Source organism: Pseudomonas sp. ACN5 (assembly GCF_002303975.1).
GTDB lineage: Bacteria > Pseudomonadota > Gammaproteobacteria > Pseudomonadales > Pseudomonadaceae > Aquipseudomonas > Aquipseudomonas laurylsulfatiphila.
Genome location: NZ_MRCP01000017.1, coordinates 104,741 through 129,449, shown reverse-complemented (window position 1 = coordinate 129,449; position 24,709 = coordinate 104,741). Strand labels below are relative to the sequence as shown.

The window sequence follows — 24,709 nt, the reverse complement described above, 5'->3', positions numbered from 1 at the left end:
CGAAGGCGGAGTGTCAGTGACAAATGTATTGACTGACACTCCGCCTTCGCGAGCAAGCCCGCTCCCACATTTTGATCTGTGTTGAATCAGGGCGTGCCAAAAAACGAGCGGATCCCGTGGTCACGGAAATACCGTTCGATCACTTTCGGGTCCGCGCACGTTTCGGCAATCGCTACATAGGTATCGGGCCGCAACAGATAAAAGCCGTTGCGCCCCAGGCCCGCTGCTTCGAACGCCGGTCGCCAGTCGAACACATGCAGCGGCAGATGGTGCTCGTTGCACCAGGCGATCATCTCGTCGCTGGTATCGCCATAGACATGCACCTGCCAGGTCATGCATTTGAGCGATTCAAAGTTGTCCCCCTCACCGTCATGGGCCCAGGGCAGGCGGTCACCGCCGTGCACATGCCCGGCAACGCCTGTGCTCAACGGCATGCCCCGATAATTCAGGGTGATCTGCGACACCGTGCGAAACAGGAATTGGCGGGAGGTTTCGAACGAGGTTATTTTCGGGATCAGGAACGGCGCCAGGCGCGTACGCAGCAAATCGGCCATCGGCCCGTCGGCGGTGACGAACGTGAAGACCCGGTCAGTGGTCGCCACCAGTTTGCGCGCAAACGCAATGCGCTCGGTTTCATAGGTGTCGAGCAATCTGGCCTCGGCAGCGCCGCTCAGCACGGCCGCCAGTTTCCAGGCCAGGTTGATGGCGTCGCCGATCCCGGTGTTCATGCCCTGGCCGCCCGCCGGGCTGTGCACGTGGGCCGCATCGCCGAGCAGAAACGCCCGGCCATTGCGAAAGTGATCCGCCACCCGGTGATGCACGCGGTAGGTCGAGAACCAGTTCAGTTGCTCGATCTGCACCTTCATGTGCTCGATGGCCCGGCTGCTGACGTCTTCGAAGCACAGGGTCTCGGCGTGGTCGGCGCGCTCGTCGCGTACGGTGCCGATCAAGCGCGCGCGGCCACTGCCTGCCAGCGGGAACACGGCAAGGAAGTCCGCCTCGTCGAGGTCCACGTGCAGTTCACCGTTGAATGTCGGGCCGCGGCCCTGTACGTCGGCGACGTAGAAAATCTGCTGGTAGGTACCGCCGGGAAACCCGGTATCCAGGGTCTTGCGCACAATCGACCGGGCGCCGTCGCACCCGGCCAGGAAGCAGGCCTGACAGATTTCCTGCTGGCCGTCGGGCAGATGCAGCGTGGCCGTGATGCCGTCTGCGGTTTGCTCGAAGCTGGCCAGTTCGGTGTTGCGTTCCACCGAGATGCCGAAGGCTTGCAGGCGCTCGATCAGCAGCCGTTCGTGCTCGTCCTGCGGGAAAATTTCCAGGAACGCGTAGGGTGTCAGTCCCTCGCCGACCTGGGTCAGTGGCAAGTGCGCCACGGGTTCACCCTTGACCCAGAAGTTGGCGGCCGCCACCCGATGGCCGTATTGCACAACCGCGTCGGCCAGCCCGAGTTGTCGATACAGTTCCAGCGTCCGCGCCTGGACAGCCAGCGCCCGGGACGTGGTGCCAGGGGCCGAGGCCTTGTCGACAATCCGCACGCGCACGCCCAGCTTGCTCAGCCACAACGCCAGGACCAGGCCGGTCGGACCGGCGCCGATGATCAACACATCGCTTCTGTGCATGAACTCATCCTCCTCGCTGGGTAGAACAAGTATGGACGACTCGGCCCTCTGTAGGAGCGAGCTCGCTCGCGATGAACGAAAGAGCGCCGCGTTAATCCTGAAGGTACGCATTATCGTTAACGTCCATCGCGAGCAAGCTCGCTCCTACAGGCACAGATACAGGCACTCGACCTCCTGTAGGAGCGAGCTCGCTCGCGATGAACGAAAGAGCGCCGCGTTAATCCAGAAAGTACGCGTTATCGTTAACGTCCATCGCGAGCAGGCTCGCTCCTACAAATACAGGGCAGGGGTCACCCCAATCAGAAGTCGATAGTGCCCGACAACTTCGCCGTGCGCGGTTCGCCCTGGGTCAGGTAACCCCCCTGGGCCGATTCCCAGTAGCTCTTGTTGGCGACGTTTTCCACGCCCAGGCGTACGGTCACGTCTTTTTCCTGGACCCTGAACGCGTAGCGGGCGCCGGCATCGAAGCGGTTCCAGGACGGCAGGCTGAGGTTGTTCGCCGCGTCGGCGTATTGGCCGCCGGTGCGCAACATGCGTCCGTTCAGGGCGGCGCCCGGCAGGCCCGGCACGTCCCAATCGACACTGGCGTTGAACTGGAAGCTCGGCACGCCGATGGCCCGGTTGCCATCGTTGAGGCCGTCCTGGGTGTTCTTCAGTTCGGTGTCCATCACGGTCACGCCGCTGAGCAGGCGCAGGCCGTCGATGGGTTCGCCGAAGACATTGAGTTCCACGCCCTTGTTGATCTGTTCACCGTCATGAACGAACACGGCGGTGGTGTCGTCGATGACTTGGGTGTAGCCGTCAGCCGGTTGTTCGATGCGGTACACACCGAGGGTCGCACCATAGGTGCCCATGTCGACTTTGACCCCGGCTTCAACCTGTTTGGAGCGCGAGGGTGCAAACACTTCATTGCCGTTGACCACGACCCTGGAGCCGGAGGTCGTCGGAGCCGTCGGCCCCTGGGCCAGGCCCTCGATACGGTTGGCGTAGAACGACACATGGTCCCACGGCTTGAACACGATGCCGTACACCGGCGTGGTGATCGACTTGTCGTAGTTGGACGTGCGGTTTTGCGTGTCATAGTCGTAGCCTTGAACGACCAGCTGTTGACGGCGTACGCCCAGGGTGACCAGCAGGCGATCATCGATAAAGCCCAGGGTGTCGGACACGGCGGCGCTGCGCATGAAGGTTTTGCCGGTGATGCCCGGATCGCCCAGGTCACCGCCGGAGAAGCCGCCCGCTGGCGCCGGAACGTCAATCGGGTGGTAGATGTTGTTCGGGTATTGGGTCAGATCGAAATCGAAGGCGTTGCGCTGTTGGGTCCAGATCCCGGCCAGGCCGAAGTTCAGTTTATGGGTCACCGGACCCGTGGCGAAACGGCCATTGAGGCCGGCCATGGCGCTGGTGTTATCTTCTTCGTGGGGAATGAACGAACCGCTGGTCACCGAGCTGCCATCGTTGCCCACCAGGGTGGTGGAGTCGTAGTTGCCGACTTCGCGGGTGTGCTTGGCGCCGCCGGCGGCGTAGGCGGTCCAGCTGTCGTTCAGGTCGTATTCGGCGCGCAGCATGCCGAAGGTGTCCTCGATCTCGCTGAAGCCCCACTTTTGCGCGTAGTTGGTGTCGGCGGAGGGCGCATCCGGGATGTGCGTGGCGTCGCCAAGGTTGACCGAGCTGCGGCCGCCGTTGATGCGTTCCTTCGAATAGACGAAATCGCCGGACAGGCGTAGCGCATCGCCGCGGTAGTCGAGGCCCAGGGCGAACAGTTTGGAGCGCTGGTTCTCGTCGTCGATGGCGGTGTCGCCTTCACGTTGGGACAGGTTCAGGCGGGCACCGAAGCGGTTGTCCTCGCCAAAACGCTGACCGATGTCCAGGTGTTCGCCGATGCGTCCGTCGTCGCTGATGTCCGTGGTGAACCGTCGCAGCGGCACGTCACTGGCGCGCTTGGGTTGCAGGTTGACGCCGCCACCGATGCCGGAACCGGTCGGGGTGACACCGTTGATGAAGGCGTTCGGCCCCTTGAACACTTCCACACGTTCCAGGGCATCAGTGGAAATAATCTGCCGCGGCAGGATGCCGTACAGGCCGTTAAAGGAAATATCATCGCCGTTCAGGGGCAGGCCGCGAATCATGAAGGTCTGGGCCTGGTTGGAAAAACCGGAAGCCTGACGCACCGAGGCATCGTTGAGCAGCACGTCGCCGACGGTTTCGGCTTGCTGGTCGCGGATCAACGCTTCGGTGTAGGACGTCATGGTGAACGGAACGTCCATGATGTCCTGGTTGCCCAGGATACCCAGTTGAGCGCCGCGGGCGACCTGACCACCGGCATAAACCGGGGGCAGGTCGGACGGTGCCGGAGCCTGGGCGTTGACATTGACGTCGCCCAGCACCAGCGGTGTTCCCTGGGCTTCGGTTGTTTCGGGCGTTGCGGCATGGGCCGTCAGGGACAAGGAGCAAAACAGGGCCAGTAGCGTCGGGCGAAAAGGCACACGGAGTCGTGCTGGAGTGGTCATGATGGGTTCCTGGGCGGCGCGCGGCCGATTGGAAAAAGGGGCGGCGCGGGAACTCCATGCGCAAATGCGACTCCAGACGCGAATGGTAGTTGTTCTCAATAACGTTGTGCAATGCGTTTTCTGCAAGGTACACAGGCATTTTCTGCACATGCAGATTTCGGATAACGAGGCTTCAGGGCCGTTTCAGTGGCAAATAAAGGCACGCGGTGGACAACGGTCATAGCCGCTGCCCTGACATTGCTCGTATGGTTAAGCCGGACCCAAGGACTAGATGGAACGACATGCAAGCCAATCGATTGATCTTCAGCATCGCCGCTTTGTTGATACTGGCCGGTTGCGGCAGTCAGCGGACCCAGGAATCGGCGGCGCGTAGTCCGGCCCAGGTGAAGGCTGAGATTGTGCGATTGCTGCCGGCCAAAGCCGCCGATCCCCAGGGTTGGGCCACAGACATTCAGGTGGCGTTTACCGCGCAAGACATCTCGCCGACCACGCAAAACCTGTGCGCGGTTTTGGCCGTGACCGAACAGGAGTCGACCTTTCAGGTTGATCCGAGCGTACCGGGCCTGGGCAAGATCGCCCGCGACGAGATCGACCGTCGCGCCGCGAAGGCACACATTCCCGGCCTGCTGGTGAGCGGTGCGTTGAAGCTCGACTCGCCCAACGGCAAAAGCTACAGCGCCCGCCTGAATACTGCGCGCAGTGAAAAGGAGCTGAGTGGCATTTTCGACGACTTCATTGGCATGGTACCGATGGGCAAAACCCTGTTCGGTGGCTTCAACCCGGTGCATACCGGCGGACCGATGCAGGTCAGCATCGATTTTGCCGAGCAGCAGGCCAAGGGCTACCCGTATCCGGTGCAGGGCTCGATCCGTCATGAAGTGTTCACCCGGCGCGGCGGCATGTATTTCGGCATCGCGCATCTGCTGGGGTATCCGGCGAGCTACCCGCAGCCGCTGTACCGCTTTGCGGACTTCAACGCGGGTTGGTACGCCAGCCGTAATGCCGCATTTCAGAACGCGGTGAGCCGGGCTTCCGGTATCCCGTTGGCGCTGGATGGCGACCTGGTGCGTTACGGTTCGATCATGCCCGGCACCACGGAACTGGCCGTGCGTACCCTCGGCAAGCAACTGGACATGCGCAATCCGACGATCCGCGGGCAACTGGAAGAGGGCAATACCCTGGCGTTCGAAGACAGCAAACTCTATCGACGGGTTTTCGAACTGGCCGAACGGGTCGAAGGTCGGCCGTTACCCCGTGAAGTGTTGCCGGGGATCGTGCTGCAAAGCCCGAAAATCACGCGCAAACTGACCACCGCGTGGTTCGCCAAACGGGTCGATGAACGTTACCAGCGCTGCATGGCGCGGGCAGGGAAGTAATCGCGGGCTAAAAAAAGCATAAAAAACCCGGCGGGTGAGGCCGGGTTTTCGTCGAGTCCTGCGGTAAAGCCCTGCATTCAGACAGCGCGGCTTTCGATCAGGCGATCGGAACCACCTTCGGCAACGCGGTTTTCGATCAGACGATCCGAACCACCTTCGGCGACCCGGTTTTCGATCAGGCGATCCGAACCGCCTTCGGCAACGCGGTTTTCGATCAGGCGATCCGAACCGCCTTCGGCAACGCGGTTTTCGATCAGGCGATCGGAACCACCTTCGGCGACGCGGTTTTCGATCAGACGATCCGAACCGCCTTCGGCAACGCGGTTTTCGATCAGACGATCGGAACCACCTTCAGCCACACGGCTTTCAATCAGACGATCCGAGCCGCCTTCAGCGACCACAGGTTGAGCAGAAGTTGCGGCGAAAGCGTTAACTGCGAAAACCGAGAAAGCGATGCTGAGGAGGGTTTGGCGTTTCATGATGGTGTGCTCCGGGGTGCTTATGGGTGGGTATGGAGCAGATGTTACGCCGTGGATTTTTTAAGAGAACTTCATTGAGGTGATGGTGAACATCGATGGCAGTGATAGGACCTGCGCCATACCTCTTGTGAGTTTGATGATGCGATCGTCGGATGGTCGCTGCGTGGCAGGTGGCGGCTTCTACACTGGAAAGCTGGCGCGTTCCTCTGCCGGGACGGATGATGAGGCACTGCAGAGATCGCGGTGTGCAAGGAGACGATTATGTACCAGCTCTACGGCCATCAGAACTCCGGGGCTGCGGCCATCGAAGCCGCCCTTGAACTCTGTGATGTTCCTTATCGCTTCATCGATGTCGAGGCGTCCGCGGAGGCGGCCCACGCGCTGGAGAAACTCAATCCGCTCAAACAGATTCCAACCCTGCAACTCCCCGATGGCGCTGTCCTGACCGAGAGCGTGGCGATCCTGATTCACCTCGGGCTGAGCTTTCCCGCGTCGAGGTTGTTGCCCCAGGACCCGGCCGAGCGGGACCAGGCCATTCGCGCCATGGCGTACATCGTCAGCAATTGCTATGCGGCCATCGGCATCATCGATTACCCCGAACGCTGGCTGGCCGGGGCGGATGAGTCGTCCAGGCAGAACCTCATGGAGGGAACCCGCCGGCGCCTGCACTGGAGTTGGGAGGTGTTTGCCGACCAGTTTTCGGGCGAGCTGTATCTGGGCAGCGAGAAGCCAGGTGCCCTGGATGTGCTGACGGCGGTGATCTCGCGATGGGCGGGCAGTCGGGAACATTTGCGCACGACGCGGCCCGGGTTTTTCGCCTGGCTGGAACGCATCGACCGCCACCCGGCACTGGCACCGGTGTTCGCCCGGCATTGGCCAGTCTGAACACCGAATACCAAATGTGGGAGCGGGCTTGCTCGCGAAGGCGTAGTGTCAGGCAGCATTAATGTTGACTGACCCACCGCTTTCGCGAGCAAGCCCGCTCCCACAAGGGGCCTCGGTGTGTCGGCTCACTCCCCGCGAATGTACTGTTCCAGCTGGCGAATCAACTCCGCCTGTTCGGCAATCGCTTCCTTGACCAGGTCACCGATTGACAGCAGGCCGATCAATTTGCCGCCTTCGACCACTGGCAAGTGACGCAGGCGTTTATCGGACATGATGCCCAGGCAGGTATCCACGGTTTGATGGGTGTCGACGGTAATCACCGGTGACACCATGATGTCGCGCACCGGCGTGCCCACCGAGGAGCGGCCGTGCAGCACCAGTTTGCGCGCATAGTCCCGTTCGCTGATGATGCCCAGCACTTCATCATTCTCCACCACCAGCAAGGCGCCGACGTTTTTCTCGGCCATCTTCATCAGCGCTTCGAGCACCATGTGATCGGGCTTGATCTGATGCACTTCCTGATTCTTCTGATCTTTGAGCTTGAGCAGTTGGGCGACGGTTTTCATGGTGGTTACTCGGGTGTTGTCGTTGTCCTTGAAGAATCGTAGACGCAAGCGCTCAGGGCAAGAGCGAAAGCGGCAGATAACACGCAAAAAACGTCATTCGGCGGTTTTTCTTCGGTAAACCCCTTATTTGCGGCCAGCACCTGACCTGTGGGAGCGGGCTTGCTCGCGAAAGCGGACTGTCAGCCAGCAAAGATGTTGAATGTGCTGGCCCCTTCGCGAGCAAGCCCGCTCCCACAGGATTTATGTTCATCCCGAATACCGGGGCCATACGCGCTATCCCTGCCGATGCCGGGTAGAATCACCCTCTGAATCAGTTTCGAGGTTTGCAGTGGTGGATCTACAGCAGGGCTTCGTCCTGACCCGGCATTGGCGCGACACCCCGGCCGGTACGGAAGTCGAGTTCTGGCTGGCGACCGACAGCGGTCCCCGGCGCATCCGCCTGCCTTGCCAGCCCTCGGTGGCGTTCATCCCTGCTGCGCAGCGTCTGCAGGCCGAAAGCGTTTTGCATGACGAGAAGAACGTCGAGCTCAAGCCCCTGGCCCTGCAGGATTTCGACCATCGTCCGGTCCTCGGACTCTACTGCCGGCAACATGGCCAGTTGATGCGCCTGGAAACCGCGTTGCGCCGGGCCGGTGTCGAAGTGTTCGAAGCCGACGTGCGCCCGCCGGAACGCTACATGATGGAACGCTTCATCACCGCGCCAGTGCGCTTCAGTGGCACGCCGAATGCCGAGGGGTTGCTGCTCGACGCGCAGATGAAACCCGATCCCGACTATCGGCCGAGCTTGAAACTGGTGTCCCTGGACATCGAGACCACGGCCCAGGGCGAGTTGTACTCGATTGCCCTGGAAGGCTGCGGCGAGCGTCAGGTGTACATGCTCGGCGCGCCCAATGGCGACGATAGCCAGGTGGATTTCCAGCTTGAATACTGCGATTCGCGGACCCTGCTACTGAAAAAACTCAACGACTGGTTTGCCCGGTTCGACCCCGACGCGATCATTGGCTGGAACGTCGTGCAGTTCGACTTGCGCGTGCTTCACGAACACGCCCGACGCCTGGCGGTGCCGTTGAAACTGGGGCGTGGCGGCGAGGAAATGCAGTGGCGCGAACATGGCAACGGCAAACATTACTTCGCTTCAGCCGCTGGCCGCCTGATCATCGACGGTATCGAGGCCCTGCGTTCGGCGACCTGGAGCTTTCCCTCGTTCAGCCTGGAAAACGTCGCGCAAACCCTGCTCGGCGAGGGCAAGTCCATCGACAACCCGTACCAGCGCATGGACGAAATCAATCGCATGTTCGCCGAGGACAAACCGGCGCTGGCCACATACAACCTCAAGGATTGCGAACTGGTCACGCGGATTTTCGCCAAGACCCAGTTGCTCACCTTCCTGCTGGAGCGGGCCAGCGTCACGGGACTGCCGGCCGATCGCATGGGCGGTTCGGTGGCGGCATTCACCCACCTGTACATGCCGCTGATGCACCGTCAGGGTTTCGTCGCGCCGAACCTCGGTGGCAAGCCACCTCAAGCCAGCCCGGGCGGTTTCGTCATGGATTCGCAACCGGGGCTGTACGAATCGGTGCTGGTGCTCGACTACAAGAGCCTCTATCCGTCGATCATCCGCACCTTCCTGATCGACCCCGTGGGGCTGATAGAAGGGCTCAAGCACCCGGACGACAGCGAGTCGGTGCCGGGCTTTCGCGGCGCACGCTTTTCTCGCACCCGGCATTGCCTGCCCTCCATCGTCGCCCGGGTCGCCGAAGGCCGGGAAACCGCCAAGCGCGAACACAACGCACCGCTGTCCCAAGCGCTGAAAATCATCATGAACGCGTTCTATGGGGTGCTCGGCTCCAGCGGTTGTCGCTTCTTCGACACGCGCCTGGCATCGTCCATCACCTTGCGCGGGCACGAGATCATGCTGCGCACCCGCCAGTTGATCGAGGCCCAGGGGCATGCGGTGATCTACGGCGACACCGATTCGACGTTCGTCTGGCTGCGTCGCGCCCACGGCCAGCAGGAGGCGGCACAGATCGGCCAGGCGCTGGTCGCGCACGTCAATCAGTGGTGGCGCGAGCATGTGCAGCAGGAATACGGCTTGCAAAGCGTTCTCGAATTGCAGTTCGAAACCCACTACAAGCGCTTTTTGATGCCGACCATTCGCGGTGCCGAAGAAGGCAGCAAAAAGCGCTACGCCGGACTGGTGACCCGCGCCGATGGCAGCGACGAAATGGTCTACAAAGGCCTGGAAACCGTACGCACCGACTGGTCGCCGCTGGCCCGGCAATTCCAGCAAGAGCTGTATTCGCGGATCTTCCTGCGCAAGCCCTATCAGGATTACGTGCGTGACTACGTGCGCAAGACCCTGGCCGGCGAGTTCGATGACCGGCTGGTTTATCGCAAACGCCTGCGCCGCACCCTCGATGACTACCAGCGTAACGTCCCGCCCCACGTACGCGCGGCGCGCCTGGCCGATGAGTACAACGACAGCCAGGGTCGCCCGCGGCAATACCAGAACGGCGGCTGGATCAGCTACGTGATCACCGTTGCCGGCCCCGAACCGCTGGAAGTGCGCAGCGCGCCCATCGATTACGACCACTACATCACCCGGCAACTGCAACCGGTGGCGGACGCGATACTGCCGTTTGTCGACGACGACTTCTCAACCCTGATTGGGGGGCAGCTGGGCCTGTTTTGAGTCCATCAGCGACAAGGTCCAGTCATCCAGGATGCCGTGGAAGTATTGGTTCAAGGCTTGCTGGAAAAGGCTGTCGGCGGCATCGACCTGGGCGAACAGGGTCATCGAGGAATGAAATTTCAGGTCGTCGGGATGACCGAAAATCCCGGCCACCGAGCGCTCCCGGATGTTCAACACTTCCTGGGTACAGGTGCGCAGGCGGGGGCCCAGCAACGGATGCTCAAGGTAGGCCAGGGCCTCCTCCCGCGAACGAATGGCAAAGCGGCGCGACATCTCGCTGCCGCCGAGCCCGGCAAACTGCGGAAAAATGAACCACATCCAGTGACTGCGCTTGTGTCCGTTGTTCAGCTCGTCTTGAACCCGGTCGAATACCGGGTCCTGAGCCTGGAGAAAGCGTTGCAGATTGAACGGGTCCAGGTGGTCGGTGCTTCTCATGGCGAAGCTCTCAGACAGACTGCGTTGGCTCAGACCATGGCCAGCCGCTGTTTGCGTTGTGGCGCATGAAACGCGTGGTCCAGCGCCTCCAGATCCCCGGGTTCAAGTTGCAGCGTGGCAGCTTGGGCATTGAGTCGCACATGCTCGGGCCGGACCGCTTTGGGGATGGCGATCATGCCGTCCTGGCGCATTATCCATGCCAGCGCCACCTGTGCCGGTGTGACGCCGTGCCGGGCGGCCACCTGCTTGAGCGTGGCATTGGCGAGCATTTCTCCACCCTGGCCGATCGGGCAGTAAGCCATGACCGGCAGCCGCTGCTGTTGGCTCCAGGGTAACAAATCAAATTCTATGCCGCGCTGCTCAAGATTGTAGAGCACCTGATTGGTGGCGCAGGCCGGGGCATCCAGTTCCAGCAGGTCATCGAGGTCGAAATTGGACACGCCCCAACGACCGATCTTGCCGGCATCGCGCAGGCGCTCGAAGGCGTCGACGGTTTCCCCCAGCGGATACTGGCCACGCCAATGCAGCAGATACAGATCGATGTAATCGGTGCCGAGCCTGCGCAGGCTGCGCTCGCACGCCTGGGCAATGCCCTGGCGGCTGGCGTTGTGCGGGTACACCTTGCTGACCACAAAGACGCTGTCGCGCTGTCCGGCAATGGCATCGCGGACCACTTCCTCGGCGCCGCCTTCGGCGTACATTTCAGCGGTGTCGATCAGGGTCATGCCCAGTTCGATGCCCTGGCGCAGTGCCGCGACTTCTTCCCTGTGCCGAGAGCGGTCCTCGCCCATCTGCCAGGTGCCCTGGCCAATGACGGGCACCTGGGCGCCAGCCAATTCAAGCGTGCGCATGCAAACCTCCTGTGTGTATTCGGTGATGTAGGCGCTGTGTACCGTTCTCATGATGTTCTGATCCGTTTTTTCTATGAACATTCCCCTGCCGGTGATCGATTGGTGCCGCCCGATACTGCACTTTTTCGAAATGCCTGGCTCTATCCATGGCAGCCTGCGGCGATCCCCACCGTCGGCCCATGCCCAAGTTCAAGAACCCATGGCTCGAGTTTCACCCGCGAACAGCACAAAAATCCGCCGTCATTGCCTGCTGCTGGCAGGTCTGTCGATGTTCTTCGTCACCGGTTGCAGCCAGCAGCAAGGCAGCGACATCATCACCCAGATGCGCGAAGGCAAACCCCAGGAGTTCCTGCAGACCAGTGTCGACCGCATGGCCACCCTGACCATGCGCGACAACCTCGACAGCCTTTACCTGATTATGGGCAAGCTCTACCTGCGCAACCCCGATGAGCTGAAAAAGTCCGGTTTCCTCGATGCCCGTACGGCCGGCAAGCAAGTGCGCATGGCCATTGAACAGCAGCAGCCATTACCGACCCTGGGCGGCAAAAAGGACCTGGCGGCCCTGCGTTTTGCCATGAGCCCGGAACTTCTCGGCGATCGGGTCGGAGCGTTCATCTATGCCATCGGCAGCATGCTGGTGACCGCCCATGGCAATCGCACCGAGTTTTATATGACCGATACGATCAACCCGGTATTCGTCAGCAATGCCGCACGCAACATCGAGATTGCCACCTGGATCCTCAGCCAGCGACAAGACAAGCAAGGCCAACCCCTGCTGTTTTCCAACGAAATCTCGGAGGAGGGCAGCAACCTGAGCTTTGCCGTCGAGTTCGGCAAGATCGTCGCCCGGCTGGACCTGCTGACCCAGATGCTCGACGAGCGCTACCGGCGCATCGGCTTGAACTATGCCCAGAGCCTGGTGTTCCTGAATTTCCTGCCGGTGCAGTGAGCACGACACATATTCCTTGTGGGAGCGGGCTTGCTCGCGAAGGCGTAGTGTCAGGCAGCGTCAATATTGACTGACCCACCGCTTTCGCGAGCAAGCCCGCTCCCACAGGGTTACATGATGGTTCCGGAATAAAGATAGATCGCATCGATATAACTGGTTATAAGAAATATCGCTATGCTGCGGGCCAGATTTCCCCTGCGATCTTTGTGGACGTATCAATGGATTTAGTGAACATCGGGTTGGTCGTGGCCGGGTTGGTGGTTGGCTTTATTGTCGGCATGACTGGCGTCGGTGGCGGGTCGCTCATGACCCCGATCCTGCTGTGGTTCGGTATCAACCCGGCGACGGCGGTCGGTACCGATCTGCTCTACGCGGCGATCACCAAGTCCAGCGGCGTGCTGGTTCACCGAAAGAACAACAACATCGACTGGGCGATTACCGGTTGGCTAACCCTTGGCAGCGTGCCGGCGGTGGCACTGACGTTGTGGTTCCTGAGCAGCCTGCACTCCAGCCCCGATGCGATGAACGCGATCATCAAGCAGGCCCTCGGCTTTGTGTTATTCGCCACGGCGCTGGCGATTCTGTTCAAGAAGCGTCTGCTGGATTTCGCCCACAAACGTGCTGGCGGCCACTACAACCCCAGCGGCTCGCGCCTCAATGTCCTGACGGTCATCACTGGCCTGGTCCTCGGCACCATGGTCGCGCTGACGTCCATCGGCGCCGGTGCACTGGGCACCGTGGCCCTGTTCATTCTCTATCCGATGCTGCCGACCCGCCGCCTGGTCGGCACTGAAATCGCCCACGCCGTGCCGCTGACCCTGGTCGCCGGCCTCGGCCATGCGAGCATGGGCAACATGGACTGGCAGGTCCTGGGTTACTTGCTGGTGGGATCGTTGCCGGGGATTTACCTGGGCAGCCACCTGACCGGGCGCATCTCCGACGAACTGCTGCGCCCTTGCCTGGCGACCATGCTGTTGCTGATCGGCTACAAACTGGCGTTCTGATCGAGGCTGCCACGCCGGCTTCACTCGCGGGTGAATATTTCCAGCAGATGCCCGTCCGGGTCATCGAAATACACCCGCCGTCCTCCCGCGTAATCATTGATCTCCCTCAGACGCTGTTTGCCCGGGTCGGCCCACCATGGCTGACCGTTGGCCAGCAGGCGGGCGAAGGCCGCATCGAAGTCCTCGTCGCCCATCAGGAATGCGTAGTGCTGAGACGCTATCGGCGGGTCGTTGTCGTAGAAATCCAGCGACACGCCGTTATCCAGTTTGACGATCAGCATCGGCCCGAAGGGCTCCGGGGCGGGCAGGCCAAGGAGGCCGCTCAGGAAATTCGCCGAAACCTGCTTGTCCCGGCACCAGACGATGGTGTGGTTCAATTGAGTGCTCATGCCCAGCTCCTCACGACGGATCAAGCGGGTTGTCATGAGTGTTCAGATTAGCCCAGCCTGTTGCGCAATGACCGCCCTGACCTAAGCTTGGGACAAGGCGAAAAATTTGCGGCACGTCACCCGGAACGATCGCCGCGATGCGCAATCATTAGAGCGTGGATATCAAAAAGGAGATGCGCATGCTCATCAGGTCACTGACCATGGCTATCTTGCTGGCGATTGCCGGCACCTCGTTCGCCGCCGATGGCGACTCACCGCTGGACATGGACAAGGGCAGGGCCCGGCCACTGATTGTCATCGCTCCAAGCACCGTGGATCCGACCTGGGTCAGCCTGAAAAAGTCGCTGGATGAGCCGGCCAATCGCAAGGGTTTCACCGACCGCAACATGGTGCTCTACACCGTGCTCAACCTGATGGGCCAGCGCGACGGCAAAGACCTCGGGCCACAGGACACCGCGGCGCTGATCCGCTCGCTCAAGCTGGGTGCCGGCGCCAAGACCAAGGTGATTCTGGTCGGCAAGGACGGCGAAAAGAAACTGGAACAATCGGACGCCATCAAGCTGGAAGAGATTTTCAGCGCAGTCGATCAGTTGCCGGCGGCCGAGAAAGAATTTACCGCGACAGTGGCCGCTCCCGTCGCTGAAGCCGAGCCGGCGGCCAAGGGCGCCAAGCCCGGGAAAAACAGCAAACCGGCCAAGCCTGCGAAACCACCGGAAATGCCGGATGACTGATCCCTGTTGCAGCGAGCACAGCCTGTGTTCGCTGCACAGCAGCGCAACCCGTACCTGAAGAACCGCTGACTCTCGCTCAAGGTTGAGCCAGAATTTGATGGATGACATTGACCAGCACGGGCGAAAAAGGCTGAAGGCATTGAGCCGCATCGGGAACCTTCAGATCCTCCAAAAGCAGGCTTAGGAGTTCTTCGTCTTCAAATTGCAGCTCTTCCGGAGGTCCGCTCTGACTATAAATGAGCGCATCAACCATCGCTTTTCGTTTGCCAACAAGTCCTTTGTTACTTTGCTCTGTATGGCCCAGATTCAATGTCTGAATTGTTAATTTGGCCCGCTCGGTCGTTCCCGCGACCAGGCCGGACAAGTAGAACTTCAATTCGGACTCGCATTCGGCCATCAAGGGCGTAAGCGGCAACACCCGTGTTCCTCGACCATGGCCGCATTGGTGCAGGCGCTGGCAACTGGCGACGATGTTGGAAAAGTCCAGGGTTCGATTCGGCGCACGATCCTGGGCTTCAAGGTGTTCGTTGTGAGCGCTATCAACGGTGATCGACTGACAGCAATACGCACATAAGCCGTATTGTTCCGAGATACAGGATGATCGAATGGACCGACTTTCTTCCGGCGGTAAGTCCCGGTAACGCAACGTGTTGTTCGAGCGTTTAAAGCGAGTCAACGAGGGTGGCTCCATGCCTTTGTCGATCTTACGCACGACGTAGCTCCAGCTTACGGATCAACAAAGCCGCCTTCGCCAACTCCAGATGTCCCTCTGGCAGCTCTAGAGAAAGCTCGGAATACAGTTTTTTCGCACCGTTCAGATCGCCATCTTGTAAATGTTTGAGCAATTGATTCAGGCGTTTTTGCACGTCGCTATTGCGTACATCGGTGTGCATGACCTCCAGCAACACCTGATTGGCATCCAATCCATACAGACCATTGTGTTCCTGCAGTTCCCCGTCATTGAGCACGTAGCACAGCACGTCTTTCGCGTCGCTGATGACCAGCGGCGAGTGAGTGGTCAGGACAAACTGGCAATTGGGGAAGGTCTCGCTCAACTGCCGAATCAGGCTGCGCTGCCATTTGGGGTGCAGGTGCAAATCGACCTCGTCGATCAGGACGATGCCGTCACCCTCCAAGGGGTTGTCCAGAGACTGATTCATCATCGCCAATCGGCGAGCGATGTCGCCGACCAACGCCATCATCGACTTTTCGCCTTGCGAGAGCTGGGAGACGTTAAGCGTCACGCCGTCCTTGTCGATTGCCATGTGCAGGCGTGGCTTGCGCTGCACTCGCAAATTGCTGAAGCCGGGCATGAATGCGGCGATAGCTGAGCGAACAGCCGTCAATTGACGGTCGCGAGACGAAGCCTTCAACTGGGAAAGGGTTTTCCAGATATCACTGTCCTTGCCAAACTTTGCGGAAATTTCGGCTAACGCAGTGTCGGATACACCGGTTTCGTTTTCGCTGTCTTCGCGTTCACGGAACCATTCGAAGAAGCGACGGAAATCGACGCCGCGATTCAATGCGTTGTCGTAGCCGTCGAGTTGGTCGAAGGTGTGTTTGGTGCGGATTTTTAGTGGGATTTCCAGAACCGAGCGTTCGACGGGGTAGTAGGCGATGAGTGGGAGTGAGGCCTTGTCATCTGCTGTCAGTTGGTTGCGGTAGTGGTCCGCCAAGCGAGTGACATCTGATAATTCGCTATGAACAGTAGACTTCCGGCCTTGCCTGGTGCGAGCAATTCCCCATCTAAACAGTGCATCTTCAGGATCAGCCTCGGGATTGTTTGGATTTGCCTGAGACATGTCTACTACGGCAATCAAAATGGACGCGACAGAAGTGCCGTTTCGAATGTCCTCTTCCGCAAGGTGATTGCCATTGCCTTTTTCGGTGCGAATTCTTGAAACCAACCAGCTCAAAGAGGTAGCCAGTGATTTCAAAAGGGTGGTTTTCCCTGCTCCATTATTCCCCACCAAGACCGTCACATTTGAAGGATGTTGTGGGGTGGGGGCCAACGGAATGTCCAATTCGGTAAACCGACCGACATCCGTGACCTTGAATTTGCTGATTTCCATTACAACGCCCTTTTAGGGTCAGTCGGTTTGAATAGTTGAGCGCGCATTATGTCATTCCCGGCCACGGATTGATCCGATGCCGTTCGCAGGCTTGGGAGGTCCATTAGATACAACGGTTTCGCCTGCATCACAACGGTCATGAGCAAAAAGGTGTTTGTAACTAGATGCTTAGAAAATCGAGCGTAGGCAAAGGACTTCAATTGCGTCGGAAATTTCCTTCAAGGCGTGGCGTATCCCGTGAACTGGTGCCCATTAGACCGTATCGATAGTCTTCTTCAGCCGCTGCAAATCAGCGGTCGGATGTGGAAGTCCGTTGGTTCAAGCCATCTACCAATGCCCCTGGAGCGCAAGTCGACATTTTTTATGTCAACATTGCCGCGTTTTGGCGGCTGTGCGCGGGAGCACTTTCGAGTGCACCGGGTTTTGGTGGATTGACCTGGACTTCCACACCTGCGTACAGCTGCCACCCTCATGTGGAAGTGAGATGGGTAGTTTTCTCAACAATCCCCAATGGTACTTCTTCATGAAAAAGCTAAGTCCGAATCCCCCGCAATCCCCATCCGACTCAAATTCCCCACTGTCAGACATCACCGAACCCGCCGTCAGCGCTCGCTTGCGCAACCCCAAACACGCCGACCCGGTCAGTCACATCTTCACCATCCTCCCAAACGTCGACACCCCAACGCTGCTGTGCCACGCCTGTGAAACCCTAGCGTCCCTGAACGTGCTGGTCACCGATCTGGCCTGTAACCTGGAAAGCTCCAACCGCAATGTGGCCCTGTCGATTCAGCAATTGGCAGTGGTGGGCGAATTGTTGGTGAACCGCGCGCTGGACAATATCGACCCACCCGAAGGTGTGCCGATCAACTCAGCGTGACACTGAACCCGTGGCGAGGGAGCTTGCTCCCGCTGGGCAGCGAAGCGGCCCCAACAAATGGGCCTGCTGCGCAGTCCAGCGGGAGCAAGCTCCCTCGCCACAGGTTCCGCGCTGGCCGATCCCTTGACTGATCGGCATTAACCTCTAGTAGCCCCCTTTTTCAAGCAAGGCTTATTGGGCAAGGGCACTCAGAATCCGATGCGCAATCCTGACCCGCTGCGCATTTGGGAAGTTTTTGTTAGCCAGCATCACAATGCCGATCTCCTTCGATGGCACGTACGCCACGTAAGCGCCAAAGCCACCGGTTGAACCTGTCTTGTTGATCAACACGTTCTGCGGCTGCGCTTGCGGCGGGTGCAGCCACTGGACTTTGTGCGCCTCCATGGCCATCGGCGTGGAGTTGCCGTCCAGCAAGCGATCCAGTGTGATCGGGTAGCGATACATCTCCCAGCCCAGGCCCTGGGTCATGTCGCCAACGCTGTAGTAGGCGCTATGGGTCAAGGCGATGGCTTGCTGCAACGGCTTTTCCAGAGACGCCGGCTTCATGTTGGCGTCGACGTAGGCCAGCAAGTCTGCGGCGCTGGTTTTCACCCCGTACGCCTCGGAATCCAGCGCCCCGGGAGTGACCCGCACTGGCTTACCGTCCTTGTTGTAGCCCTGGGCGTACAGCGCCATCTGGTCCTGCGGCACATGCACGTAGGTGTGCTTGAGGCCCAGTTTCGGCAGCAGGGTTTTCTCCATCAGGTCATCAAACGGCTGGCCCATGCTGTGGGCGGCGAGGTAGCCGAACAGGCCAAGGCTGGGGTTCGAATACAGTCGGTGACTGCCGGGGGCGTAGAGCGGTTTCCATTGTGTGTAGTAGCCGAGCATTTTGTCGGCCGAATCAGATTCGGCAGGAAATTGCAGCGGCAGGCCGCCAGCGCTGTAGGTGCCCAGTTGCAGCGCGCTGATGTGGTCGAAAGCGCTGCCACGCAAGGCCGGCAGAACCTGGCTGGCCTTGTCCGACAGTGACAGCTTGCCGGTGGCCTGGGCGTAGGCGGCGAGGGTGGCGGTGAAGGTTTTGCTGACGGAGCCGATTTCGAACAGGGTGTCCTTTGTGACGGGGCTGCCGGTTTCCTTCGAGGCGACGCCATAGTTGAAGTAGTGCGCTTGGCCGTTGACGGTGACCGCCACGGCCATGCCGTGGATACCTTCGGCCTGAATCACCGGCTGTACAGCGGCGTTCACCAGCGTCTCGATTTGATCCTGTGCCACGCACTGGCCTGCGGCAAATATCGCCATGCCGGCGGCGATGGTTTTCAGCCTGTCCATGTGGGTTTCATCCGTCGTTGATTCAGTTGCGCGCCATTTTAGGGGGTTAAGCGCCAGGCTCCGAGCGCTTTTTAACCCGGCCGCCAACAGGCGGCCACGCGCAACCCTTGAATCAACTCACTTGGCGATTCAACCCACTTGGCGTTTCAACGTACCAGGCACGGCCGCTTGTTATCGAACGTCCAGCCCGGAATCAGAAACTGCATGGCCACGCTGTCATCCCGCGCCCCCAGGCCCATGCCTTTGTACAGTTCATGAGCTTTGGCGACCTGATCCATGTCCAGTTCCACCCCCAGCCCCGGTTTCTGCGGCACCTGCACGCAACCGTCGACGATTTGCAGCGGGGCCTTGGTCAGGCGCTGGCCGTCCTGCCAGATCCAGTGGGTGTCGATGGCGGTGATCTCGCCCGGCGCGGCTGCCGCGACATGGGTGAACATCGCCAGGGAAATGTCGAAGTGGTTGTTGGAGTGCGAACCCCAGGTGAGGCCCCATTCGTGGCACATCTGCGCCACGCGCACCGAACCCTGCATGGTCCAGAAGTGCGGATCGGCCAGGGGAATGTCGACCGACTGCAACTGGATCGCGTGGCCCATCTCCCGCCAGTCGGTGGCGATCATGTTGGTTGCGGTTTTCAACCCCGTGGCCCGGCGGAATTCAGCCATGACTTCGCGCCCCGAGTAACCGTTTTCCGCCCCGCACGGGTCTTCGGCGTAGGCCAGCACGCGGTGCTGATCGCGGCACAGGCGGATGGCTTCTTTCAGTGACCAGGCCCCATTCGGGTCAAGGGTGATGCGCGCCTCGGGGAAACGTTCGGCGAGGGCGGTGACCGCTTCGATTTCGGCGTCGCCGCTGAGCACGCCGCCCTTGAGCTTGAAGTCCTTGAAGCCATAACGCGCGTGCGCCGCCTCGGCCAGGCGGACCACCGCCTCGGCGGTCATGGCTTTTTCGTGACGTACGCAGAACCAGTCGTTGTCGGCGTCGGGCTCGCTGCGGTAGGCGAGGTCTGTTTCGTTGCGATCACCGACATAAAACAGATAGCCAAGCATCTTCACTTCATCGCGCTGCTGGCCTTCGCCGAGCAGGGCGGCGACCGGCACGTCCAGGTGCTGGCCGAGCAGATCGAGCAGCGCGGCTTCCAGGCCGGTGACGGCGTGGATGGTGATGCGCAGGTCGAAGGTCTGCAATCCGCGACCGCCAGCATCGCGGTCGGCGAAGGTCTGGCGTACCTGGTTGAGAATCTTCTGGTAGGTGCCGATCGGGCTGCCGACCACCAGGCTGCGTGCGTCTTCCAGGGTCTGGCGAATGCGCTCGCCACCCGGCACTTCGCCGACGCCGGTGTGGCCGGCGTTGTCCTTGAGGATCACGATATTGCGGGTGAAAAACGGGCCGTGGGCGCCGCTGAGATTGAGCAGCATACCGTCGTGGCCGGCCACCGGAACAACCTGCAGGCTGGTGATGATCGGGGCTTTGGCGGTGTCGTGTGCGGTCATGTTGTTATCCTTTTGAACCAATGTTTCAGGCGTGATGGGGCGCTGGTTTGCCCGGTGCGGTGACGGGGGCGACCTTGGGTTTGTTGCGCGCGGCAAAGACGATGATCGCGGCGATGATCGAGGTCGCGGCCAAGCCGTAGAGTCCGCCCTGGATGGAGCCGGTGCGTTCCTCCAGCAGACCGAACGTGGTCGGCGCGACGAAACCACCGAGGTTGCCCACCGAGTTGATCAGCGCGATGACGCCGGCGGCGATGCGTGCGTCCAGGTAAGCCTGGGGAATCGGCCAGAACAGCGATGAGGCCGATTTGAAGCCCAGCGCCGCAAAACAGATCGCGACGAAGGCGAAGACCGGCCCGCCGGTGGTGGACATGAACATCCCGGCAGCGGCGATCAGCAGGGCCGCGGCGACCCAGGCTTGCTGATGCTTCCACTTGGCCGACAACGAGGCGAAGGCATACATGCCGACAATCGACAGCAGCCACGGAATCGAGTTGAACATTCCGACCTGGAAGTCGCTGAGGTCGCCCATCTTCTTGATGATGCTCGGCAGCCAGAAAGTCGCGGCGTAGATGGTCAGCTGGATAAAGAAATAGATCAGGCAGAACAGGATGATCTGGCGGTCCTTGAGCAGCTTGCCCAGTGACGGCTTGATCGGTGTGGCGGCTTCGCGGGCCAGTTGCTCGTCGTCGATGGCCTTGACCAGCGCGTCCTGCTCGTCGCGGCTCAGCCATTTGGCATCGTGGGGTTTGGAATCGAGCCAGAACCAGACAAAAACACACAGACCCACCGAGAACATGCCTTCGATGAAGTACATCCATTGCCAGCCATGCATGCCGAGTCCGCTGATTTGCAGCAGCAAACCGGACAGGGGGCCGGAGATCAGCGAGGCAATCGCCGAGCCACTGAGGAAGATGGCAATCGCCTTGCCACGCTCTACGCCAGGCAACCAGCGGGTGAAGTAGTAGATCACCCCGGGAAAGAATCCGGCCTCGGCCACGCCCAGCAGAAATCGAAGGATGTAGAAGTGGGTTTCGTTCTGGATGAACGCCATGCCTGCGGCGACCAGGCCCCAGGTCAGCATGATCCGCGTCAGCCAGATGCGGGCGCCGACTTTTTGCAGAAGGATGTTGGAGGGCACTTCGAACAGCGCATAACCGATGAAGAACAGACCGGCGCCGAGGCCGTAGGCGGCCGCGCCAATGCCCAGGTCGTGTTCCATGTGGGCGCGGACGAAACCGATGTTCACGCGATCAATGTAATTGACGATGAACATGATGACGAACAGCGGCAAGACGTGACGTTTGACTTTGGCGATGGCGGACTTCAGCGCTGAATTGGCGTCGTCGTGCATCCCGGAGACGGATGTATTCACTGCGTTTTCTCCCACTCGTTATTTTTATGCGGGGTGAAGCTGAGTGCTGCGTTGTTGATAGACATCATACAACTAGGTTTTTTGATCTTGCAACCGCCTTTGTCCAATGAAATGGCGCTGTATTAGAGATTTTTTATTCTGGTGATGGCAGCGGGTGGCCTTTAAAACGAATCGATATGGGCAGGTTGTTGAGTGTTGTCATACAAGTTGAGCGAGATTTTTCAGGATTCCCGCCCGGCGCGGTGCTACGATTCGATAGCCCTGACTTCCGGACACCCTCATGCAAGAAGACCTCGAAGCACCTGCCCGCAAGCGCAGCCACAACCTGGCCCATGACCTGGTGGAGAAACTGACCCAGCGCATCCTGCTCGGCCAGATGTTGCCCGGCGACAAGCTGCCGTCGGAAAACACCATCGTTCAGGAACACGGGGTCAGTCGCACGGTGGTGCGCGAGGCGATCTCGAAGTTGCAGGCCTCGGGGCTGGTGGAAACCCGGCATGGCATTGGCACGTTCGTGATCGAGCGCGTACCGGAGCAGGGGCTGCGGCTGAATGTCGACACGGCGTTGGGGGTACGCAGCATTCTGGAGTTGCGCATGGGCCTGGAAACCCAGGCGGCGGCGCTGGCGGCAACTCGCCGCACCGATCTGCAACTGGCGCAGATGCGTGAAGCGCTGGACGATTATCAAAGCCTGCTGGCCAACAACGACAGCTGTGTCGAAGCGGACCGGCGTTTTCATCTGCTGATCGCCGAAGCCACCGGCAATGTCTGCTTCACCGAAATCATGCAGCACCTGGGCAGCGCCATGATCCCGCGCACCCGGGTCAATGCGGCCGAGCGGGGGGCCGTGGACTTGAGCAAGCTCGGCGAGCTGGCCAATCTTGAGCACGAGGCGATCCTCAACGCCATCAAGCGCCAGGACCCGGACGCGGCGCGGGCGGCGATGTGGTTGCACCTGACCAACAGTCGTGACCGGTTTTCGGCCAGCTGATCGTCAGTGACACCGCGTTATCGTTCATCGCGGGCAAGCCACGCTCCCACAGGTTCTGGGTCGTGCTCAGGAACCGCGGCAACCATAAAACCCTGTGGGAGCGGGCTTGCCCGCGAAGGCGCCCGACCAGACGGCGCAAAACATGGATCAGACCCGAGCAACCTGAACAACCACAGCCCGCCGCTCCAGATTCAACGCCAGCACGCTCGCCAACACCACCAGCCCACCCACCACTATCATCAACGTCGGCCGTTCGCCGAGCACATAAGACGCAATCACCATCGCCGTCGGCGGCGTCAAATACAGCGTCATGGTCGCCCGGCTCAAATCGACATGCGTCAGTACATAGGCCCAGGCCAGGTACGCCAGGGCACTGGGGAATATCCCCAGGGCAATCACTGCCCACTGCACGCGCATCGGCGCCAGGGCGACTTGATCCACAAGGCCGGGCAGAAAAATCAACAACAGCACCGTACCGGACCATACCGTGTAGCACACCAGCGTCAGCCCGTCGTAACGCCCGGTGTGATGTTTTTGCAGGGCAAAGTAGAGGCTCCAGGACACCGCCGCCAGCAGGATCAGCAAGCCGTGGGCGTCAATGCTGCCCAGGCCATGATCGCCCGCCACCACGATCACCACGCCAAACAACCCGAGCAGCACACAACCCCAGCGCCACAGGCTCACCTGATCCTTGAGCACGAAGCGCGCGATCAATGTGCTGAACAGTGGCGTGGTCTGGGCCAGGACGCTCGAAGCGCCTGCGCTGACTCCCTGCTGCCCGAAGTTGATCGCCACGTGATGCAGGCTCACGGCAAAGAAACCCAGGCCGAACATCAGCGGCAAGTCTCGCAGGCTGGGCAGGCGGATGCCCTTGAACATCGCGACCACGGCCATGAACACGGAGGCCAGCAGGAAGCGCAGCAGGGCCAGGTGCACGGGGTCGTAGGCCTGCAAGCCGATATGAATGCCGGTCGGGGAGTATCCCCAGCACGCCACGACAAATGCCATGGCCAGAATGATTTTCCAGGGTGAAACGGGGGAGGGTGTGAGCGGCGTCATGGTCGTGCACCTGTGGGCTGATGCACGGAGTATCAGAAAGCCTATCGTTCGCCACAACTGACTTATACTGCGCTAATCGTTCACTATGGGTGATGTATGGAGCTGGCACAGATTCGCATGTTCAAGACCGTGGCCGACGTCGGCAGCATCGCCCGCGCGGCCGAATTGTTGCATTGTGTGCCGTCCAACATCACGGCACGGATCAAGGCCCTCGAGGCTGAGCTGGGTGTCGCGCTGTTCCTGCGCGAAGGCCGAGGGCTGCGCATCAGCCCGTCGGGGCAGACCTTCCTGGCCTACGCCTCGAAAATTCTCGCCCTGACCGCCGAGGCCAAGCGGGCGGTCGATCCTTCAGCCGAACCCTCAGGGCCGTTGCGCATCGGCGCCATCGAGTCGTCGGCCACCGGGCGTTTGCCGCGCCTGCTGGCGAAATTCCACAAGCGTTTCCCGCAGGTAGCGCTGGAACTGACCACCGGCACCTGGAGCCAGTTGCTCGACGACACGCTCAATCACAAGCTCGACGGCGCCATCGTCGCGGTGGATGTCGAACGTTCGCACCTCAAGCGCACGCCGATGTACCGCGAAGAGTTGCTGCTGATCGCCTCGACATCCCTGGGGCCGTTGCGCAGCGTGACGGACCTGCATGACAAGACGATGTTCCTTTGGCCCCAGGGCTGTCCTTACCGGGCGGCGATGGAGCATTGGCTATTGCGAAATGGGTTGGCGCTGCCGATTGTCAGTCTGGCCAGCTATGGCGCGATTGTCGGTTGCGTCAGCGCCGGGGCCGGTGTGGCGCTGGTGACTAAAGGGGTTTTCGATCAATACGCCAAGGGCGCCGGGTGCGTGGCGTTTGAGTTTCCCGAACTGACGGCCATCGAGAGCCTGTTCTACTGGCACGAAAACGCCGGGGTGCACCCGGCGCGTGAGGCGTTCGTGGCGATGCTCCGCGAGGAATTTGCTTAACGCAGTACCTGTGGGAGCGGGCTTGCTCGCGAAGGCGGTGTGTCAGGCAACATTGACTTTGAATGTGCCGTCCCCTTCGCGAGCAAGC

At 60.5% G+C, this 24,709-nt stretch carries 22 protein-coding genes; 9 read left to right on the top strand and 13 right to left on the bottom strand.

The genetic code is table 11. The features are described from left to right. Positions 1-86: 86 nt before the first annotated feature. Positions 87-1,622 carry an FAD-dependent oxidoreductase gene (locus tag BSF40_RS26310; RefSeq protein ID WP_095967466.1) on the bottom strand — a complete coding sequence of 512 codons (1,536 nt, stop codon included), beginning with the start codon at positions 1,620-1,622 and terminating at the stop codon, positions 87-89. Positions 1,623-1,921: 299 nt separating this feature from the next. After that, entirely contained in the window at positions 1,922-4,132 is a 2,211-nt protein-coding gene (locus BSF40_RS26300) for a TonB-dependent siderophore receptor (protein WP_095967464.1), read from the bottom strand. Between the two features lie 281 nt (positions 4,133-4,413). On the opposite strand from BSF40_RS26300, the gene BSF40_RS26290 reads away from it, so the two are divergent. Then, on the top strand, positions 4,414-5,508 hold the full coding sequence (locus BSF40_RS26290) for a DUF1615 domain-containing protein (RefSeq protein ID WP_095967462.1): 1,095 nt from the start codon (positions 4,414-4,416) through the stop codon (positions 5,506-5,508). Positions 5,509-5,585: 77 nt separating this feature from the next. Here the strand turns inward: BSF40_RS26290 and BSF40_RS26285 are convergent, their stop codons facing one another. Next, a complete protein-coding gene (locus tag BSF40_RS26285; protein ID WP_095967461.1) occupies positions 5,586-5,987 on the bottom strand; it encodes a hypothetical protein in 402 nt (133 codons plus the stop codon). A 261-nt stretch (positions 5,988-6,248) separates the two neighbouring features. Between BSF40_RS26285 and BSF40_RS26280 the strand changes: the two genes are divergently transcribed. Then, entirely contained in the window at positions 6,249-6,872 is a 624-nt protein-coding gene (locus BSF40_RS26280) for a glutathione S-transferase family protein (RefSeq protein ID WP_095967460.1), read from the top strand. A gap of 125 nt (positions 6,873-6,997) precedes the next feature. Here the strand turns inward: BSF40_RS26280 and BSF40_RS26275 are convergent, their stop codons facing one another. Then, complete coding sequence (locus BSF40_RS26275) at positions 6,998-7,438, bottom strand: CBS domain-containing protein (RefSeq protein WP_015094223.1); 441 nt, start codon at positions 7,436-7,438, stop codon at positions 6,998-7,000. Between the two features lie 331 nt (positions 7,439-7,769). Here BSF40_RS26275 and BSF40_RS26270 point away from each other — a divergent pair, with 331 nt between their 5' ends. After that, positions 7,770-10,130 (top strand): DNA polymerase II, encoded by a 2,361-nt coding sequence (locus BSF40_RS26270; protein WP_172435753.1) that lies wholly within the window; start codon positions 7,770-7,772, stop codon positions 10,128-10,130. On the opposite strand, the gene BSF40_RS26265 is transcribed toward BSF40_RS26270, so the two are convergent. Next, positions 10,095-10,565 (bottom strand): DUF1810 domain-containing protein, encoded by a 471-nt coding sequence (locus BSF40_RS26265; protein ID WP_095967458.1) that lies wholly within the window; start codon positions 10,563-10,565, stop codon positions 10,095-10,097. The genes BSF40_RS26270 and BSF40_RS26265 overlap by 36 nt on opposite strands. A 29-nt stretch (positions 10,566-10,594) precedes the next feature. Beyond that, positions 10,595-11,416, bottom strand: a complete 822-nt coding sequence (locus BSF40_RS26260; RefSeq protein ID WP_095967457.1) for an aldo/keto reductase — start codon at positions 11,414-11,416, stop codon at positions 10,595-10,597. A gap of 199 nt (positions 11,417-11,615) precedes the next feature. Between BSF40_RS26260 and BSF40_RS26255 the strand changes: the two genes are divergently transcribed. Continuing rightward, entirely contained in the window at positions 11,616-12,365 is a 750-nt protein-coding gene (locus tag BSF40_RS26255) for a hypothetical protein (RefSeq protein WP_095967469.1), read from the top strand. A gap of 218 nt (positions 12,366-12,583) precedes the next feature. Beyond that, positions 12,584-13,369 carry a sulfite exporter TauE/SafE family protein gene (locus BSF40_RS26250; RefSeq protein ID WP_095967456.1) on the top strand — a complete coding sequence of 262 codons (786 nt, stop codon included), beginning with the start codon at positions 12,584-12,586 and terminating at the stop codon, positions 13,367-13,369. A 20-nt stretch (positions 13,370-13,389) separates the two neighbouring features. Here the strand turns inward: BSF40_RS26250 and BSF40_RS26245 are convergent, their stop codons facing one another. Next, positions 13,390-13,758 carry a VOC family protein gene (locus tag BSF40_RS26245; RefSeq protein ID WP_095967455.1) on the bottom strand — a complete coding sequence of 123 codons (369 nt, stop codon included), beginning with the start codon at positions 13,756-13,758 and terminating at the stop codon, positions 13,390-13,392. A gap of 179 nt (positions 13,759-13,937) precedes the next feature. On the opposite strand from BSF40_RS26245, the gene BSF40_RS26240 reads away from it, so the two are divergent. After that, entirely contained in the window at positions 13,938-14,489 is a 552-nt protein-coding gene (locus tag BSF40_RS26240) for a DUF4174 domain-containing protein (RefSeq protein WP_095967454.1), read from the top strand. A gap of 76 nt (positions 14,490-14,565) precedes the next feature. On the opposite strand, the gene BSF40_RS26235 is transcribed toward BSF40_RS26240, so the two are convergent. Both BSF40_RS26235 and BSF40_RS26230 read right to left on the bottom strand, forming a co-directional pair. Further along, positions 14,566-15,201 carry a TIGR02646 family protein gene (locus BSF40_RS26235; protein ID WP_095967453.1) on the bottom strand — a complete coding sequence of 212 codons (636 nt, stop codon included), beginning with the start codon at positions 15,199-15,201 and terminating at the stop codon, positions 14,566-14,568. Further along, a complete protein-coding gene (locus BSF40_RS26230) occupies positions 15,194-16,561 on the bottom strand; it encodes an AAA family ATPase (protein WP_095967452.1) in 1,368 nt (455 codons plus the stop codon). The genes BSF40_RS26235 and BSF40_RS26230 overlap by 8 nt, the downstream gene beginning before the upstream one ends. A 523-nt stretch (positions 16,562-17,084) precedes the next feature. On the opposite strand from BSF40_RS26230, the gene BSF40_RS26220 reads away from it, so the two are divergent. Further along, positions 17,085-17,438 carry a DUF6124 family protein gene (locus tag BSF40_RS26220; protein ID WP_095967468.1) on the top strand — a complete coding sequence of 118 codons (354 nt, stop codon included), beginning with the start codon at positions 17,085-17,087 and terminating at the stop codon, positions 17,436-17,438. Positions 17,439-17,609: 171 nt separating this feature from the next. Here BSF40_RS26220 and ampC read toward each other — a convergent pair whose 3' ends face one another. From ampC to BSF40_RS26205, 3 genes are all read right to left on the bottom strand, one after another. Further along, positions 17,610-18,719, bottom strand: a complete 1,110-nt coding sequence (gene ampC, locus BSF40_RS26215) for a class C beta-lactamase (RefSeq protein WP_371918127.1) — start codon at positions 18,717-18,719, stop codon at positions 17,610-17,612. Between the two features lie 176 nt (positions 18,720-18,895). Then, entirely contained in the window at positions 18,896-20,239 is a 1,344-nt protein-coding gene (gene gudD, locus BSF40_RS26210) for a glucarate dehydratase (RefSeq protein ID WP_095967449.1), read from the bottom strand. Positions 20,240-20,264: 25 nt separating this feature from the next. After that, positions 20,265-21,611 carry an MFS transporter gene (locus BSF40_RS26205; protein WP_095967448.1) on the bottom strand — a complete coding sequence of 449 codons (1,347 nt, stop codon included), beginning with the start codon at positions 21,609-21,611 and terminating at the stop codon, positions 20,265-20,267. Between the two features lie 280 nt (positions 21,612-21,891). Between BSF40_RS26205 and BSF40_RS26200 the strand changes: the two genes are divergently transcribed. Next, positions 21,892-22,602: a FadR/GntR family transcriptional regulator gene (locus BSF40_RS26200; RefSeq protein WP_095967447.1), complete on the top strand. Its 711-nt coding sequence runs from the start codon at positions 21,892-21,894 to the stop codon at positions 22,600-22,602. Positions 22,603-22,749: 147 nt separating this feature from the next. On the opposite strand, the gene BSF40_RS26195 is transcribed toward BSF40_RS26200, so the two are convergent. After that, a complete protein-coding gene (locus BSF40_RS26195) occupies positions 22,750-23,661 on the bottom strand; it encodes a DMT family transporter (RefSeq protein WP_095967446.1) in 912 nt (303 codons plus the stop codon). A 96-nt stretch (positions 23,662-23,757) separates the two neighbouring features. Here BSF40_RS26195 and BSF40_RS26190 point away from each other — a divergent pair, with 96 nt between their 5' ends. Beyond that, positions 23,758-24,621 carry a LysR family transcriptional regulator gene (locus BSF40_RS26190; RefSeq protein WP_095967445.1) on the top strand — a complete coding sequence of 288 codons (864 nt, stop codon included), beginning with the start codon at positions 23,758-23,760 and terminating at the stop codon, positions 24,619-24,621. Positions 24,622-24,709: the final 88 nt, after the last annotated feature.

Excerpts from the sequence above, each read along its gene's own strand:
- BSF40_RS26310 (WP_095967466.1), bottom strand. The coding sequence starts at position 1,622 with ATGCACAGAAGCGATGTGTTGATCATCGGCGCCGGTCCGACCGGCCTG.
- BSF40_RS26300 (WP_095967464.1), bottom strand. The coding sequence starts at position 4,132 with ATGACCACTCCAGCACGACTCCGTGTGCCTTTTCGCCCGACGCTACTG.
- BSF40_RS26290 (WP_095967462.1), top strand. The coding sequence starts at position 4,414 with ATGCAAGCCAATCGATTGATCTTCAGCATCGCCGCTTTGTTGATACTG.
- BSF40_RS26285 (WP_095967461.1), bottom strand. The coding sequence starts at position 5,987 with ATGAAACGCCAAACCCTCCTCAGCATCGCTTTCTCGGTTTTCGCAGTT.
- BSF40_RS26280 (WP_095967460.1), top strand. The coding sequence starts at position 6,249 with ATGTACCAGCTCTACGGCCATCAGAACTCCGGGGCTGCGGCCATCGAA.
- BSF40_RS26275 (WP_015094223.1), bottom strand. The coding sequence starts at position 7,438 with ATGAAAACCGTCGCCCAACTGCTCAAGCTCAAAGATCAGAAGAATCAG.
- BSF40_RS26265 (WP_095967458.1), bottom strand. The coding sequence starts at position 10,565 with ATGAGAAGCACCGACCACCTGGACCCGTTCAATCTGCAACGCTTTCTC.
- BSF40_RS26260 (WP_095967457.1), bottom strand. The coding sequence starts at position 11,416 with ATGCGCACGCTTGAATTGGCTGGCGCCCAGGTGCCCGTCATTGGCCAG.
- BSF40_RS26255 (WP_095967469.1), top strand. The coding sequence starts at position 11,616 with ATGGCTCGAGTTTCACCCGCGAACAGCACAAAAATCCGCCGTCATTGC.
- BSF40_RS26250 (WP_095967456.1), top strand. The coding sequence starts at position 12,584 with ATGGATTTAGTGAACATCGGGTTGGTCGTGGCCGGGTTGGTGGTTGGC.
- BSF40_RS26245 (WP_095967455.1), bottom strand. The coding sequence starts at position 13,758 with ATGAGCACTCAATTGAACCACACCATCGTCTGGTGCCGGGACAAGCAG.
- BSF40_RS26240 (WP_095967454.1), top strand. The coding sequence starts at position 13,938 with ATGCTCATCAGGTCACTGACCATGGCTATCTTGCTGGCGATTGCCGGC.
- BSF40_RS26230 (WP_095967452.1), bottom strand. The coding sequence starts at position 16,561 with ATGGAAATCAGCAAATTCAAGGTCACGGATGTCGGTCGGTTTACCGAA.
- BSF40_RS26220 (WP_095967468.1), top strand. The coding sequence starts at position 17,085 with ATGAAAAAGCTAAGTCCGAATCCCCCGCAATCCCCATCCGACTCAAAT.
- ampC (WP_371918127.1), bottom strand. The coding sequence starts at position 18,719 with ATGGCGATATTTGCCGCAGGCCAGTGCGTGGCACAGGATCAAATCGAG.
- gudD (WP_095967449.1), bottom strand. The coding sequence starts at position 20,239 with ATGACCGCACACGACACCGCCAAAGCCCCGATCATCACCAGCCTGCAG.
- BSF40_RS26200 (WP_095967447.1), top strand. The coding sequence starts at position 21,892 with ATGCAAGAAGACCTCGAAGCACCTGCCCGCAAGCGCAGCCACAACCTG.
- BSF40_RS26195 (WP_095967446.1), bottom strand. The coding sequence starts at position 23,661 with ATGACGCCGCTCACACCCTCCCCCGTTTCACCCTGGAAAATCATTCTG.
- BSF40_RS26190 (WP_095967445.1), top strand. The coding sequence starts at position 23,758 with ATGGAGCTGGCACAGATTCGCATGTTCAAGACCGTGGCCGACGTCGGC.